General features: G+C 41.1%; 10 protein-coding genes. 3 read left to right on the forward strand and 7 right to left on the reverse strand.

Annotated elements, in window-relative coordinates; genetic code table 11:
• Positions 1-11 precede the first annotated feature (11 nt).
• Entirely contained in the window at positions 12-728 is a 717-nt protein-coding gene (locus tag KO530_RS15125; RefSeq protein WP_216049287.1) for an SDR family oxidoreductase, read from the reverse strand.
• 519 nt (positions 729-1247) lie between these two features.
• On the opposite strand from KO530_RS15125, the gene KO530_RS15130 reads away from it, so the two are divergent.
• Together KO530_RS15130 and KO530_RS15135 are read left to right on the forward strand one after the other, a co-directional pair.
• Positions 1248-2252, forward strand: coding sequence for a DUF1838 family protein (locus KO530_RS15130; RefSeq protein ID WP_216049288.1), 1005 nt, complete (start codon positions 1248-1250; stop codon positions 2250-2252).
• A gap of 235 nt (positions 2253-2487) precedes the next feature.
• Positions 2488-3225 carry a transporter substrate-binding domain-containing protein gene (locus KO530_RS15135; RefSeq protein WP_216049289.1) on the forward strand — a complete coding sequence of 246 codons (738 nt, stop codon included), beginning with the start codon at positions 2488-2490 and terminating at the stop codon, positions 3223-3225.
• A 153-nt stretch (positions 3226-3378) separates the two neighbouring features.
• On the opposite strand, the gene KO530_RS15140 is transcribed toward KO530_RS15135, so the two are convergent.
• Genes KO530_RS15140 through KO530_RS15150 form a run of 3 tightly spaced genes read right to left on the reverse strand, consistent with a single transcriptional unit; the run spans position 3379 to position 9115 of the window.
• The gene (locus KO530_RS15140) at positions 3379-6468 is read right to left on the reverse strand and encodes an efflux RND transporter permease subunit (protein ID WP_216049290.1); all 3090 of its coding nucleotides are present in this window, start codon (positions 6466-6468) and stop codon (positions 3379-3381) included.
• Positions 6469-7758, reverse strand: coding sequence for an efflux RND transporter periplasmic adaptor subunit (locus tag KO530_RS15145; protein ID WP_252729297.1), 1290 nt, complete (start codon positions 7756-7758; stop codon positions 6469-6471).
• Between the two features lie 4 nt (positions 7759-7762).
• Positions 7763-9115 carry an efflux transporter outer membrane subunit gene (locus KO530_RS15150; protein ID WP_252729298.1) on the reverse strand — a complete coding sequence of 451 codons (1353 nt, stop codon included), beginning with the start codon at positions 9113-9115 and terminating at the stop codon, positions 7763-7765.
• A 333-nt stretch (positions 9116-9448) separates the two neighbouring features.
• Here KO530_RS15150 and KO530_RS15155 point away from each other — a divergent pair, with 333 nt between their 5' ends.
• A complete protein-coding gene (locus KO530_RS15155; protein ID WP_216049291.1) occupies positions 9449-10258 on the forward strand; it encodes a substrate-binding periplasmic protein in 810 nt (269 codons plus the stop codon).
• 66 nt (positions 10259-10324) lie between these two features.
• On the opposite strand, the gene KO530_RS15160 is transcribed toward KO530_RS15155, so the two are convergent.
• From KO530_RS15160 to rnk, 3 genes are all read right to left on the reverse strand, one after another.
• Entirely contained in the window at positions 10325-11926 is a 1602-nt protein-coding gene (locus tag KO530_RS15160; RefSeq protein ID WP_216049292.1) for an ABC-F family ATPase, read from the reverse strand.
• A 275-nt stretch (positions 11927-12201) separates the two neighbouring features.
• Positions 12202-13554 (reverse strand): NADP-specific glutamate dehydrogenase, encoded by a 1353-nt coding sequence (gene gdhA, locus KO530_RS15165; protein WP_216049293.1) that lies wholly within the window; start codon positions 13552-13554, stop codon positions 12202-12204.
• 144 nt (positions 13555-13698) lie between these two features.
• Complete coding sequence (rnk, locus tag KO530_RS15170) at positions 13699-14085, reverse strand: nucleoside diphosphate kinase regulator (RefSeq protein WP_216049294.1); 387 nt, start codon at positions 14083-14085, stop codon at positions 13699-13701.
• Positions 14086-14214: the final 129 nt, after the last annotated feature.

The following is a 14214-nucleotide window of genomic DNA, read 5'->3' on the forward strand; positions in this document are numbered from 1 at the left end:
TATTTTTGCCCTTACCACGGCACTGATTTACCAAGTAAATCTATGAATTTCCCCGTTGCAGAGGGAATTAAATTGGCAATAACATTACGCTGGTGTCTGACGCTATCGTCTACTTCCCAAGGAGCATCATCACCTCCTAAATCTGTTTTCACCCACCCTGGAGCAAGTGAAATAACAGTGATCTTATTGGGCGCTAATTCAATAGAAAGACCTTTTGTTAACATATTTAAGGCTGCTTTACTGGAACGATAAGCGTGAGCCATCCCAAGTTGATTATTGGCGATAGAACCTAAATCAGATGACATCATAATGATGGTTTTTCGTGTACTCGCTTCAACATTAGCCAATAAAGCTGCAATCAACTCAAAATGGCCATATACATTGGCTTGCATTATTTCATGCCAAAGGGCGTAATCCATACCCGTTAATGACTGTTTATAGCGATCAGCCTGATTCGACCAACCACCACCGAATAAACCGGCAATATTAAACAAAATATCAATGGCCACACCATCTAAACGTTTAGCGATAGCCGCTATGGAATCATGCTCAGATAGGTCAAGTTGCTCAATTCTCAGCTTTGGATAACGCTCACTTAATGCCAACAACTCAGTTGCTTTTTCTGGTTCTCGGCAAGTTGCAATAACGCTCTCGTCAGCCGCTAGGGCTTGTTTAGTATGCTCAAAACCTAAGCCTCGATTAGCGCCAGTAATTAGATAAGTTGTCATTATTTAAGCTCTCCTGTAAGCCGAATGAAACAGTGTAATTCATATCCCCAGACACAAAATACGTAGTCAGTTTTCCACTAATCAACAATCTCAACATTGATAATTGTCATAGTACTTTGAAGGAATTTACATTTAACCACTCCAGTCCATTGGGAAGCCATTGGATATTGGTCTTGGATATATTCTATGATTTAAAAGATTTACAGGAATTATGATTAAATAATGAGCAGCTTTACGTGTAATTCTACTCCCCCTAAACATAAAACACCTAAATGCCATAAATGATTGAATGCAAACCTTTCTAATATGCAAAAAGATAGGCTGTTTTTGACATTTGTTAATGCCCATGTATTTTGCAGCCCCTAATCTAAAGCCATTGCAAAATAAGTTTGCAAATTAAATTAGTACTTATTACTGACAAGATTAAATACTTGATAAACGTAAACGAATACCAGTGCTGTGCCAAATATAACAACTTAGGTATTCGCAAGCATTACATAGCTGATGACCGAGGATATTATGGATTCTAAAAAGCTAGAAACTAACACTTCTGAGCGCAGAGATTTTCTGCTTAATTCAGGTAAAATTTTGATTGGTGGTGGTGTTGCAGCTTCCGGTACACTGGCATTAGCAGGTTGCGCAACTGATCGCCCTGCTAAGCCTTTTAAAGCATCTGGAGCATTGCCTTACCACGATCCTGAATGGAATCGTGATGCCATGGCTCGTTTGCAAGGTGATCTTGATTTTGGTAAACAAAAATTTGGTTATTTTGCCGGTATAGTGAATGGCGTTCGTCCTAATGAAAAAGTTAAACCTTTGGTTGGGTTTGAAGGATTTTCATATGCCCGTTTAATTGACGAAGGCAATGGCGTATACGGAAAAGTGCTCAAAGAAGTTGGTTTTTATACAGATTTAGAAACTGGCGACGTATTAGAAGAATGGACGAATCCATATACCAACGAAACCGTGAAAGTGGTGCCTGTAGCAAACGACCCATTCAACTATAAACTAACTCCCTATGTTCCGGAGGGGCCTTCTTATGGTGGTCTAAATAAAACCGAGAAGAAAAAGATCCCCATGCTCTACCCTTGGAAAGAAACACCAAACAATACCGTCACATTAAATTCGCATATTCATTTATTTTATCCAAATGCACTGCAACCAGATGCATGGCCAAGAGAATCTTCAGGTCCAATGAATCGTGTTTCTGAGATGTTTAATTACGTTATCAATAAAGACGACTTAGCCAACCCAAACGTGACCAGCATTCAATACTCTGGAGCTTGGAGTCGAATCACTCCTTGGTTACCGTGGATGTTAATGGGACAAGCCGAAGGACATTGTTTCTACGATTGTGAGATGGGTGCCTATAATAGTTCGGAAATTCTTTCACCTAAAGTACGTGCCTATGCCGAAAAACACTTCCCAGAGTATTTCGAAGCGCCAACAGAATGGTATGGCCCGAGTTTATCAAGTTTAGAAAACTATGCCCGCCAACAAACACCAGCCCCAGTTAAAAAATAATTAAAATAAGCATATGCCCTACAAATACAAAAGCGGCTTAATTGCCGCTTTTTTATATTTAACACAACGCAATACTTGTAAATTGCCTTCTAATCCCTCTTCACCTTTACTAGGTAACTTATTGATACTCTGTTACTACTAGTGAAAACCAATTGATTGTAGGTATGTGCCTATGGCAACCCATCAGTTATAGTAGGCTATACTTCAGGTTTTAATGGATTAGCGCTGCTCATCGATGTCTAAAATAATTACACAATGCATACTTTTGTTAGTCCTGATTTTTTATGGAAAATTTTCAGCGGCTTCTGAACTAGCTTCAAAAGAAACAATTAAAGTACTCGTTCTCGGTGCTGAATTTCCCCCATACAGCACACAAAAGATAAAAAATGGTGGACTGATGTTTGATGCACTGCGTGCTTATACAAAAAAGCATCAACTGCCAGTCAATTACGATTTCGCCCCTTATGTAGTGCCTACTGCCAGAGCGGAACGAATCATGGGAAGCGGTGAGTGGTGTATTAGCATGCACACCATGCAAGGCAAAAAGAATCTGCCTTATATCATGTTGGATATGCCTCATGTTGCATTAGGCTTATATCGACTTGCAGAATCTACCCCTTTTGATTGGCAGTCGATAAATGAGCTATCAGGCAAAAGCATCAGTGTTCTTAGAGTATCTGACGAACAACCAGTAATGAAACGCTTAACCCAAGCAGGCGCGCAGTTAGTCAGTGTTGATTCGTTGATGCAAAGCTATCAGATGGTTATGATAGGCCGAGTAAACTATAGTTTGGGGGATAGTTTGTCTTACCAATACTACCGTGAAAATGGATTGATAGATGGCCCAGCTTTGCAATTTTCAGAAAAGATGCTGGCTCGTTTTCCTTTGCCTGTTTGGCTAAATCCAGAATGTGAATCAGTTGCGCATTTAATACCGAAAGGCTTTATGCCCCAGGCGAAAAAGTACCCATAAACAATAAATTTTTGATTGTTGTTGTCGCTAAAGGTATCAACTTGTCAATCCCCGCTATCATGCCGCGAAGAACGCTAAAAGAGCGCAAATGAAGTAGCCACTAAATGTTATTTAGTGGCTAATTTTGCACTCCCTTAGGTTACATATTCGCGCTTATTTTAACCACGATTGCTGCTTAACTGATTCGAGTATTAAGTAGTTTATTGGTACTAAAATCAGCGTGATAAAAGTGGCAAATAAAATCCCAAAACCTAAAGAAACCGCCATAGGAATTAGAAATTGTGCCTGTGTCGATTTTTCAAATAATAATGGCATTAAACCAATAAAAGTGGTCAAACTGGTTAACATTACTGGCCTGAATCGGGACGAGCCAGCGGTTAGAATAGCCTTTAATAAGTCCATACCCAGCTCACGTTTTTTATTAATGTAATCAACAAGAACTAACGAATCGTTTACCACTATGCCAACTAATGCCAAGAGTCCTAAAAGGCTAAAGATAGTGAGGTCCATTCCCATTATCCAATGTCCAGCTATCGCGCCTATCGCACCAAAAGGAATCACACTCATCACCACAAGTGGTTGTGTATATGATTTAAATGGAATTGCTAAGAGCGCATAAATAATAAACAGTACAATGACCAGACCTGTCGTCAAAGAACCGAAGGAGTCTCTTTGTTCCTCCGCTTCCCCTTCCAACTCGTAGCTCACGCCAGGATATTGGATCAATAAGTCAGCTATATATTGGTTTAAATCTTCTTGTAAAACCGTCATGTTAGTGTTGTTTTTATCTACATCAGCAGTAACACTAATTGTCCTTAAACGGTCAATTCGACGAATTGACGACGGGCTTTGTCCCGGCGTAAGAGTCGCAATACTCGACAGAGGAACCGTCTCGCCATTACCCACATCAATCAACAAATTGGTTAAGCTCGATAACGATTGTCGCTCACTTAACGGTAACCTCAACATCACTTTTATATCGTCTCGGCCACGCTGAATACGCTGTACTTGCGCACCAAAAAACGCATTGCGGATTTGTCCGGTTACATTAGCTCTAGTTAAACCCAGTGATTCACCTTGTTTGTTCAGTTCGATTTGCAACTCTTGTTTGCCATCAGAAAGACTATCGGCGATATCATATACTGTAGGGTAAGTGTTTAGTCGTTCTATCACTTTGTCGGCGACTTGTTCCAAAGTGGCGACATTGTTAGCACTCAATCGCACATCGATAGGGTCTGATGAACGACCTAACTCGGCCCGATAACTTAGCGCTTCAGCCCCAGGAATATCCCCAATCATCTTGCGCCATTCATTTAACAATTGAGCGGATGTAATAGTCGAAGCTCTCGATTCTGGTGGTGTAATTTCAAATCTTACACTACCGGCATTAGTTGTCCCGCCGCGCCCACCGGTGGTGGCTAAAATATTTAAGATAATACTTTCACCGGTATCTTCCTCGGTGTATTTTTCCTGCAACTCTCGGGCATCATCGGCTATTTTCACAATATATTTGTTAGTGATTTCAAATGCAGTGCCTGTTGGCATGGTTAAGGATACCGTTATTGTTTCACTAGGGATTCGAGGGAAGAATACAAAACGCGTCCAGCCACTGAGAATAAGCACTAAAATAATTGCAAAAATACCACTGAAAGTCATTATGGTAGTCCACTTATAACGCAGTGTTTTTACCAACGCAGGTCGATAATAGCGCAGTATGGCCTGCTCGAATCCGTCGGCAAATTTTTGCTGGTAGTAATCCAATTTACTTTGTTTGGTTTTTTCAGTTCTCAGTTTCAAGTGCTTCAAGTGTGAAGGCAAAATAAACTTGGACTCGATAAGGGATAACAGTAAAACGGGAATTACTACATAGGGAATCTGAGCAAAAACATCCCCCCTTCGCCCCTCAATAAAAGCTAATGGCAGAAATGCCGCTACAGTAGTTAAAATGCCGAACGTAACCGGCTTAGCGACTTCAAGTGTCCCTTCAATGGCAGCCTGCTCGCCTGATTTGGCAGTACCTAAGTGGGTGTAAATATTTTCACCGGTAACAATGGCATCGTCGACAACGATCCCCAACACTAAAATAAAACCAAATACGCTCATCATATTTAACGTCACACCAAAAACTGGCATCAGTATAAACGCCCCCATGAATGCCACAGGGATACCAATAAATACCCAAAATGCGATAGATGGACGCAAAAATAACGTGAGTAGAATAAGGACTAGAATTCCGCCTTGAATCGCATTTGAAACCAAGCTAGAAATACGCCCTTTAACAATCATAGAGTCGTCATCCCAGTAGCTCAAAGTAAAACCTTTGGGCAGACTCTGTTGATGTTCGTCTATGTAATTTTTTACTTTATCGGCGACTTCTATGGCACTTTGTTGGCCAATTCGATAAACCTCAATAAATGCTGCCTGCTGACCATTAAATCGCGTTCGCACCGGCGTTTCTTCAAAGCCATCTTGAATATTAGCGATATCTTGTAAGCGGATAATTGAGCCATCTGAATTAGTTTTGATTGGAATAGATGCAAACTCGTCCTTTCGGTATGCTTGGCCTTTTGAACGAATCAGTACATCGCCACTTTCAGTACGTAAATTACCTGCAGACACATCGACACTATTATTATCAATAATATCAGATACTTGGCTAATGGTTAAATCAAGCTCTCGGATTTTATCTAGACTAAGTTCGATGGCAATTTCATAATTGCGGATACCATCTAACTCTACTTGGGTAACACCATCAATAGCAAGTAACTCATCTCGCACCTTCTCAGCATATTCACGCACTTCCTTCTCGCTGTAAGGAGCTGTGACAGCTACCGTAATCACATCTCGTTTGCGATCGGCTAAGGCAACAACCGGGTTTTCAGCTTCGGCTGGAAATGTATTGATGGCATCGACTCTACTTTTTATATCGGCAAGTAAATCGCGCCTGTCGTAATCACTATCAAGTTCAAAGGTAACACTTCCGCCCCCTTCAGAAGACTGACTAATGATTTTAGTGATACCTTCGAGGTCTTGCACCGCTTCTTCAATGCGAATAGTAACGCCCTGCTCGATATCCTCTGGCGTTGCCCCATCCAAGGTGACACTGACTGACACCACATCGACTTCAAAGGAAGGAAAAACTTCCAGAGGAATTCGATTCGACAGACTCAATAGACCCGCACCAATGATGGTGATCATTAGCAGATTCGCGGCAACCGAATTTCTTGCAAACCAAGCTATCATTTACCCTTCCTTCTGCGCTGCAGAGTTAGATCCAGGACGACTATTTGATTTGTCTGGTCTTAGGTTAGGATTTTTAGATCGTTCTTTGCCTTTACGCTCAGTATTCTTAAGCCTTTTAGTGCTTTTTCCATCTTGATTTATTACTGAAACAGCGGTTCCAGAACTAACTTGTCCCAGTGGCGTTATAACTAACGCTTGACCGCCTTCCAAGCCAGATTTAATTAAGGCTTGGCGATCATTTTGCCATGCAATTTGTACTTCTTTTCTCAGCAGTACACCATCTTCTTCAATATAAACATAACTCCCTTGATAGATAGCCGTTACCGGTATAACAATAGCCTCTTCGATTGTTCGGCCATCTATTTCTGCGGTTAAATACTCACCTATTTTAATCGAGACGCCCCTTTCGATAGCCTGATTAAAGGGATCATCTATTTGCGCGACCACGTACAATTGTCGCGAAACAGAATCTATAGCGCTTTCGGTGCGCACAATTTTACCTGTCCAACTCTGCTGACCAATCAGATCAGATGTGAAAGTCACATTGATAGGTGGCGTAGAGATTGTATTGTCGATATTCGCTTCCGGTAAATTCACAAAGCCTAAATCACTATTGTTAATCGCTAATCGAACCTCCAAATAGTCAGTCGCATAAATGCTCGCCAACTCTGTATTGTTGGAAACAACCGAGCCAATATCGACGTTTTGGGTGACCACACGCCCACTGTAAGGCGCGACTATCTTAGTCCGTTTTAGCGATAATTCAGCTTTTAACAATTGTGCTTTTGCAGAGGTCAAATTAGCTTGCGCACTTTCCTGTTGCGGTATTCGTAAAACCAGATCTGTTGGTTTTTGTTTACCGCCTAAGCGCTGCCAATCTATTTTAGCTTGTTCAGACCGAGCCATCTCCTCAGCTAAATTTTGTTGCGCAGTAATAAGATTCGCCTTGGCGATATTTACTTCAGCAAGATAGTCGCTATCATCTATGGCGACTAACAAATCACCTTTTTGGAAGAATCCGCCGGTGCGAAAACCATCGTTGACAAACACGACTTGCCCAGCCACCTGCGACATTAAGGTGCTTTGTGTGCGCGGAGTAACTACCCCGTAGCTATCCAAAGTGATGTGAAAACGTTGAGGTCGCAATAGTTGCGTTTCGACACTTAACACTGCCGCACTAGATGGCTTTTGACGGCCAGCTTGGGGAGGGTTGTTGTAGATGATCAACACGGTAACTACAGTGATAAGTAAAACAACAATGGGCAGTACGATTTTTTTAGAAATTACCATTTAATCAAAGCTCTTGAATAGGGGCGTAGAGGTTCATTCCTCCTCCAAGGGCAACATGCAGTTGCACTCGATTCGCAATTAAGTCAGTTTTAATATCAATAAGATTGTTTTCGGCCGCAATTAATCTCGCTTGGGCTTCTAACACTGTGGTGTAAGTAATTAGACCGGCTTGGTATTGCTCGAAAGACAGTTGATTTGCAAATTGCGCATTTTCAGCCGCTTTTTGGGTCGCTTGATAACGTTCAACTAAACTCGCCTCGGCAGACAATGCATTTTCAACATCGAGTAATGCATTCAACACCGAATCTAAATAATCTTCTTCCAGACTTTTTAAGGTTAACAACTCAATCTCTTCGTTGGCGCGCAGTTTACCCGCATTAAAAATCGGAGCTGAGATACTGCCAATCAACGACCAGCCTGCGGAAGCTGATAGTAAATCGGATAGAGAATCACTTGAGGGACCAACACTAGCGGCCAAATTGATTGCAGGGAAACGAGCTTTATGTGCAATGGCAAGGGTTGCATCTTGTGCCATTAACGCCAGCCAACTGGCTTGTAAGGCTGGTTTGCGGGTCACCAACTCAGAAGGTAAACCGACTGCAACATCCACATCAGGCAATGCCAATACTTGAGTTACATCCAGTTTTGCATCAGGGTAGCGCCCTAACAACCGTTCCAAAGCTCGTACACTCTCCAGTAATGTTTGCTGGTTTGTTGCAAGTGTGGATTTATCACTGTTAAGTTCATTACGAGCAAGGTATACATCTAAAGATTCGTTTAGGCCGGCCCGATAACCACGTTCAATAATGTCTAGACTGTCAGTTGAATTTTGAACTTGTTGAGCGGCCAGCTCAACCCGCTGAAAAGCCCTAGACGCATTCGCATAAGCGACAATAACGTTGCCAGCGAGCTGCAATCTTGCCTCTTCTAATTCAGCTTTAGCCTGCAAATAATTGAGCTTTGCTTGACGCTCTGCGTCCGACAACGCCCCCCAAATATCAAGTTCATAAGAAAGTTGAGCTTCTAGGCTAAAACTATTACCGCTACTACGACTTCGAGACGCATCAAAAGATGCATCCAGTGATGGCCAAAAATTACTTTTAGCAATAGTCAGACTCTGCTCAGCGATGTCTACAGAATAGGCTTGAGCGCGAATAGCCTGATTTGCTTGAATAGCTTCATTAAGCAACGAGGTTAAATGTTGGTTATTTGCATCAGAAGTGAAATTTGCTAACCAGTTATCGTCGATTTTATTGGCGCTGTGCTGAAACTGCCACTCATTGGGTAATGCTGGGATTTCTTTGTCTTGGTCTAACTTGACAGAAGCACACCCATGCAACAACGCCAAAATAAACAATAGCGAAATTCCCTTTATTTTTTTGTTCATAGGAGAAAAAGGTGACAATATAAGTCCATGTAATTTGTGCATTTTGATTAAAATAATAAAGGTAGTGTACAAGTTCTGCAGCAATAAAAAATTGAATTTACGTAAACTTTACGAAGCTAACAAATTTGCTTTTAAATATTACATAAACTGATGCAACACTGATTTTTAAGTCGCAGTGGAAGTTTATTAGACAATAACGGCTAATCAAACAGGAAAAAACGATTTTATGACGTATTATGTAGGTTAAATGAAGTTTCAACTTCACTTAATTTCACAATTCACTCTTGGACACGAGTAAGTTTTATGACTTGTTGCAGTTTTTTCAAGATATCCTCTGTTAGAACCCAGCTTTTGGCTTGGATGCTATTCTTTGTTTTGGCTTATTTTGGAATGGTTTCAACTTCTCAGGCAATCGATAAAAAATCAATCACATTAAAATACAACTTAATTGGCACCGAATCTTGGACTCCCTATGGATACTCCGGCGATGATGCAAACCCCGGCATCTTCGCAGAAGTGATTGACTTAATATTGGAAAAGGCTGGCTACTCTTATGAGTTTTATTATTATCCGCCCAAACGAGCAGCAAAAGTATTCGAAGAAAATCAATTAGATATCGATTTTATGAGCCCGAGTTGGTTTAAAAATGGTGATATGGGAGATGAATATGTGCAATCCATTATGATTTTTGAATTAACCGAATACAATGTCACCTTACAAGAAAACGCCGAGAAATATGCAGATCCTCACGCCATTTATGACAAACATGTAGGTACTATTGCAGGCTATAGTTACTTCGATGATGATATGTTTACAAGAATCGACTTTAGCACAGAAGATGGATTAATTAGGGGCTTAAAAAGAGGCCGTTTTGAAGTCGCCATTCTAGAAAATTTAACCGCTCGTCACTGGGCCAAAAAACATAATGTCAAAATATCACTCGCCAGTGTTCATTCCCATGGCGATATCGTTTTACGCCTTCGTCGAGAACTGAGTCATCTGTTACCGAATCTAAATGCAGCAATAAGAGCACTTAAACAGGAAGGCGAAATTGATAACATTTTACGCAAGCATGATGTAATACCGAAAAACCTAAAACTCAACAACGAATGAAGTTATTGATTTAAGCGCGCCCTAATTCGCGCGCTTTTGATTCATCAATATTGTCTGAGTTCGGTCTTAAGCTACTGCTTTTTGTAACCCTTGATGAGAAAGGTATTCCTCATAAGTGCCCTGAAAATCAATTACTTGTTGATCTTTAATCTCAATAACACGAGTCGCCAAAGAGGAAACAAATTCGCGGTCGTGGCTTACAAAGATTAAAGTCCCATCGAAATCTTTCAAAGCATTGTTAAGTGCTTCAATCGCTTCCATATCCATGTGGTTAGTAGGCTCATCCATCACCAACACATTTAAGTCAGCCATCATCAGCTTGCCGAATAACAAACGATTTTTCTCACCACCTGAACACACTTTCGCTTTTTTATTGAAGTCGTCTGCGCTAAATAACAAACTGCCCAATAAACCTCGGACCATCAAATCGTTGTGTTTTGGCGTGCGCCATTGAGACATCCAATCAAAAAGGCTTAAATCACAATCGAAATCGTCTGAACTGTCTTGAGGACAATAGCCGACAGTGGCATTCTCAGACCACTTAACCACACCTTCCGCTTTCAATTGATCCATCAAACAACGTAAGAAACTGGTTTTACCCACACCGTTTTCACCAATAATGGCTAACTTTGCACCCGCTTCTAATAACAGATTAGCGTCTTTGAACAAGAGCTCTTCTTCAAAACCAAAACTCATATCTTCTAAAATCAGAGCTTGTCTGTGCAGTTTTTGATGTTGTTTGAATTGAATACGCGGTGTACGACGACTCGAGCTCTTCACCTCATCCAATTGGATCTTATCCATTTTTTTCGCACGAGAAGTTGCCAGTTTAGCTTTCGAGGCGTTGGCAGAAAAGCGTGCAACAAAAGCCTGTAATTCTTCTATTTCTTCGCTCTTCTTGGCATTTTCTCGCAACAACTGCTCTTGAATAAGTGAAGCAGCTTCTTGATACTTTTCATAATTACCTGGATAAATACGTAATTCACCATAGTCGATGTCTGCCATGTGGGTACACACGGAATTCAAGAAGTGCCTATCATGGGAAATAATTATCATGGTAGACTTACGCTGATTCAACACTTCAGCTAACCAATTGATAGTATAAATATCCAAGTTGTTGGTAGGTTCGTCGAGTAATAATATGTCTGGATTGGCGAATAAAGCCTGTGCAAGTAACACCCTGACTTTCCAACCTGGTGATACTTGTGACATCAAACCGTAGTGATAATGTTCATCGATACCCGCTTCTAACAAAATCTCGCCTGCCCGTGATTCAGCAGTATAACCGTCCATTTCAGCGTAAAGGGTTTCTAATTCAGCCACATGCATACCATCAGCTTCGCTCATTTCAGGTTTGGCGTAAATTTCATCACGCTCTTGTTTAACCTTCCATAACTCCATGTCACCCATAATAACGGTATCAACCACAGAATATTTTTCAAACGCGAACTGATCTTGGCTTAACTTACCCAATTTTTGACCAGGTGAAACAGAAACGTTGCCAGAGGTAGGTGCTAAATCGCCACTGAGAATTTTCATAAGTGTGGATTTACCACAGCCATTAGCGCCAATTAAGCCATAACGATTGCCATTGCCAAATTTAGCAGAGATGTTTTCAAACAGTGGCTCAGCGCCAAACTGCATAGTGATGTTTGCGGTAGATATCAAAACGAAATTCCAAATAGTAAAAAAGCAACAAAAACAAACCAAGGTTCACAATAAAAGCCCAATGTCGCTGCGCAATACTACTTAGTTCAAAACGGCGCGCACTATATATAAATATGCACGAAAAGTCGAGGAAAACTGACTATAAATTGTACTAAAAAATGGATTCTCGCAGCGACTCTCTTTGGCTGTTTCATGTTGCTGAGTCATTTCTCACACTTTTTCTGCTAAATGGCATAAAAAGCAGAATAGAAGTATCAGTAATCTATGCTGATTGACTAAACAACACCTTGTTCGATCATCGCATCCGCAACACGGCGAAAGCCGGCTATATTGGCACCAAGAACGAGATTTCCAGCCTGGCCAAATTCTTTGGCTGTCTCATTTGCAGTCACAAAAATGTTTTCCATAATGTGCTGTAGTTGCTGATCAACTTGTTCAAACGTCCACTTCTGCATACTCGCATTTTGCGCCATTTCCAGTTGGCTTGTTGCCACACCACCAGCATTAGCGGCTTTGCCCGGGCCATAAGCGATATCAGATGCAACAAACAAATCGGCAGCCTCTTGAGTGGATGGCATATTGGCCCCTTCGCAAACCAAGTGACAACCATTAGCGAGTAATTCTTCAGCATCTGACTTGGTTAACTCATTTTGCGTCGCGCATGGAAATGCAGCATCAGCGCAATAACGCCAAACTGCATGACCGTCTGATGGATAATCTGAAGTCGGCGTATATTTAGCATTAGGATACTTTTCAATATAAGCAATTAAACTGGCTTGTTGCTGTTCTTTGAGCTGCTTTACCAATTCTAGGTCGATACCATTGGGATGATAAATAGTGCCTGAAGAATCGCTGCAACTGATGGGCGTAGCCCCCAACTGATAAAGTTTTTCCATTGCATAAATTGCCACATTACCCGCCCCTGAAACTAAACACGTTTTCCCCTCTAAACTGTCTTCTCTGGCTTTTAGCATATTATCTGCAAAATACACTGTTCCGTATCCAGTGGCTTCTTTACGTGCTAATGAACCTCCCCAAAGCAGACCTTTTCCAGTTAGGATCCCTTCGTAACGCCCAGTTAGGCGCTTATATTGACCAAACATATAACCTATTTCAGCTGCGCCCACGCCAATATCGCCCGCAGGAACATCTGTAGTTGGGCCAATATGACGGTAAAGTTCACTCATAAAAGATTGGCAAAAACGCATAATTTCATTATTGGAACGTCCTCTAGAATTAAAGTTTGCTCCACCTTTACCTCCGCCAATAGATAGACCAGTAAGGGAGTTTTTAAAAATTTGCTCAAAGCCTAAAAACTTTATGATGCTAGCATTCACCGAAGGATGAAATCTTAAGCCGCCTTTATAGGGTCCAAGGGCAGAATTAAACTCAACCCGATACCCCTTATTGACCTGAATGTCGCCATTATCATCAATCCAAGGAACGCGAAACATAATCTGCCGTTCCGGCTCGACTATACGTTGAATAATTGCTTGTTGACGATATTTACTGTTGGATTCCAATATGGGATCCAAGGAGTTCAGCACTTCTTCAACGGCTTGATAGAACTCCGCCTGAGCTGGGCTGGTTTGTTTTAAGTCTGAAATAGTTTGATTTGTGTATGTCATCAATCGTAACCCTATATTTTCCATTAAGTTTTTTTGTAGCTGCAGAATCAGTGAAACTTTGAATGTGATGAATTAAGCACAAATCAACTGCAAAGAAAGCCCATAGAACCCATTTCCACGAGCTTTCCGAAGACAATAAGATGTTTAGCTAGATCCAGTATTCACTTGTACTATTTGCACTGACTGCTGCCCACGTTGAGTTTGCCAGTCAATACTCTGACCAGCTCTTAAGCCTAATAAAGCTGAACCTATGGGAGCGAAAACTGAAATGCTATCTGCATGCTTGGCCGTATCGGCGGGAAGGCATAAGGTTTTTGTAAACAACTTATCGCTATCTAGTATTTTGAAGGTCACTTGTTTGCCAATAGTCACTACATCTTCTGGCATATTTTTACCGTCAATAACGGTTGCTCGTGCAAGTTCATCTTCTAAGGCAGCGACTAATTCTTCAGGCAATTTTGACGCTTCAAGTTGTTCCTCAAGCATGGCTAAATCAGAAGTTGAAATAAATATTTCAGGTTTATTTTGCATAAATCACCTCTTTCATTGAGATCGGTTAACGGCACTTTGCCGTGCACCTTGGTTTGAAATTATCGTTTCTGTTTTATGTTTAACCTTTCAACTTCAGACAATATAAAAACCACTACTGCGCTAACCTAT

The sequence above is a fragment of the Aliiglaciecola lipolytica genome (assembly GCF_018860635.1).
Classification (GTDB): domain Bacteria; phylum Pseudomonadota; class Gammaproteobacteria; order Enterobacterales; family Alteromonadaceae; genus Aliiglaciecola; species Aliiglaciecola lipolytica_A.

Bases quoted from the DNA above. Each gene is read 5' to 3' on its own strand.
- KO530_RS15155 (WP_216049291.1), top strand. From the start codon at position 9,449: ATGACTTGTTGCAGTTTTTTCAAGATATCCTCTGTTAGAACCCAGCTT.
- rnk (WP_216049294.1), bottom strand. From the start codon at position 14,085: ATGCAAAATAAACCTGAAATATTTATTTCAACTTCTGATTTAGCCATG.
- KO530_RS15140 (WP_216049290.1), bottom strand. From the start codon at position 6,468: ATGATAGCTTGGTTTGCAAGAAATTCGGTTGCCGCGAATCTGCTAATG.
- KO530_RS15130 (WP_216049288.1), top strand. From the start codon at position 1,248: ATGGATTCTAAAAAGCTAGAAACTAACACTTCTGAGCGCAGAGATTTT.
- KO530_RS15125 (WP_216049287.1), bottom strand. From the start codon at position 728: ATGACAACTTATCTAATTACTGGCGCTAATCGAGGCTTAGGTTTTGAG.
- gdhA (WP_216049293.1), bottom strand. From the start codon at position 13,554: ATGACATACACAAATCAAACTATTTCAGACTTAAAACAAACCAGCCCA.
- KO530_RS15135 (WP_216049289.1), top strand. From the start codon at position 2,488: ATGTCTAAAATAATTACACAATGCATACTTTTGTTAGTCCTGATTTTT.
- KO530_RS15145 (WP_252729297.1), bottom strand. From the start codon at position 7,758: ATGGTAATTTCTAAAAAAATCGTACTGCCCATTGTTGTTTTACTTATC.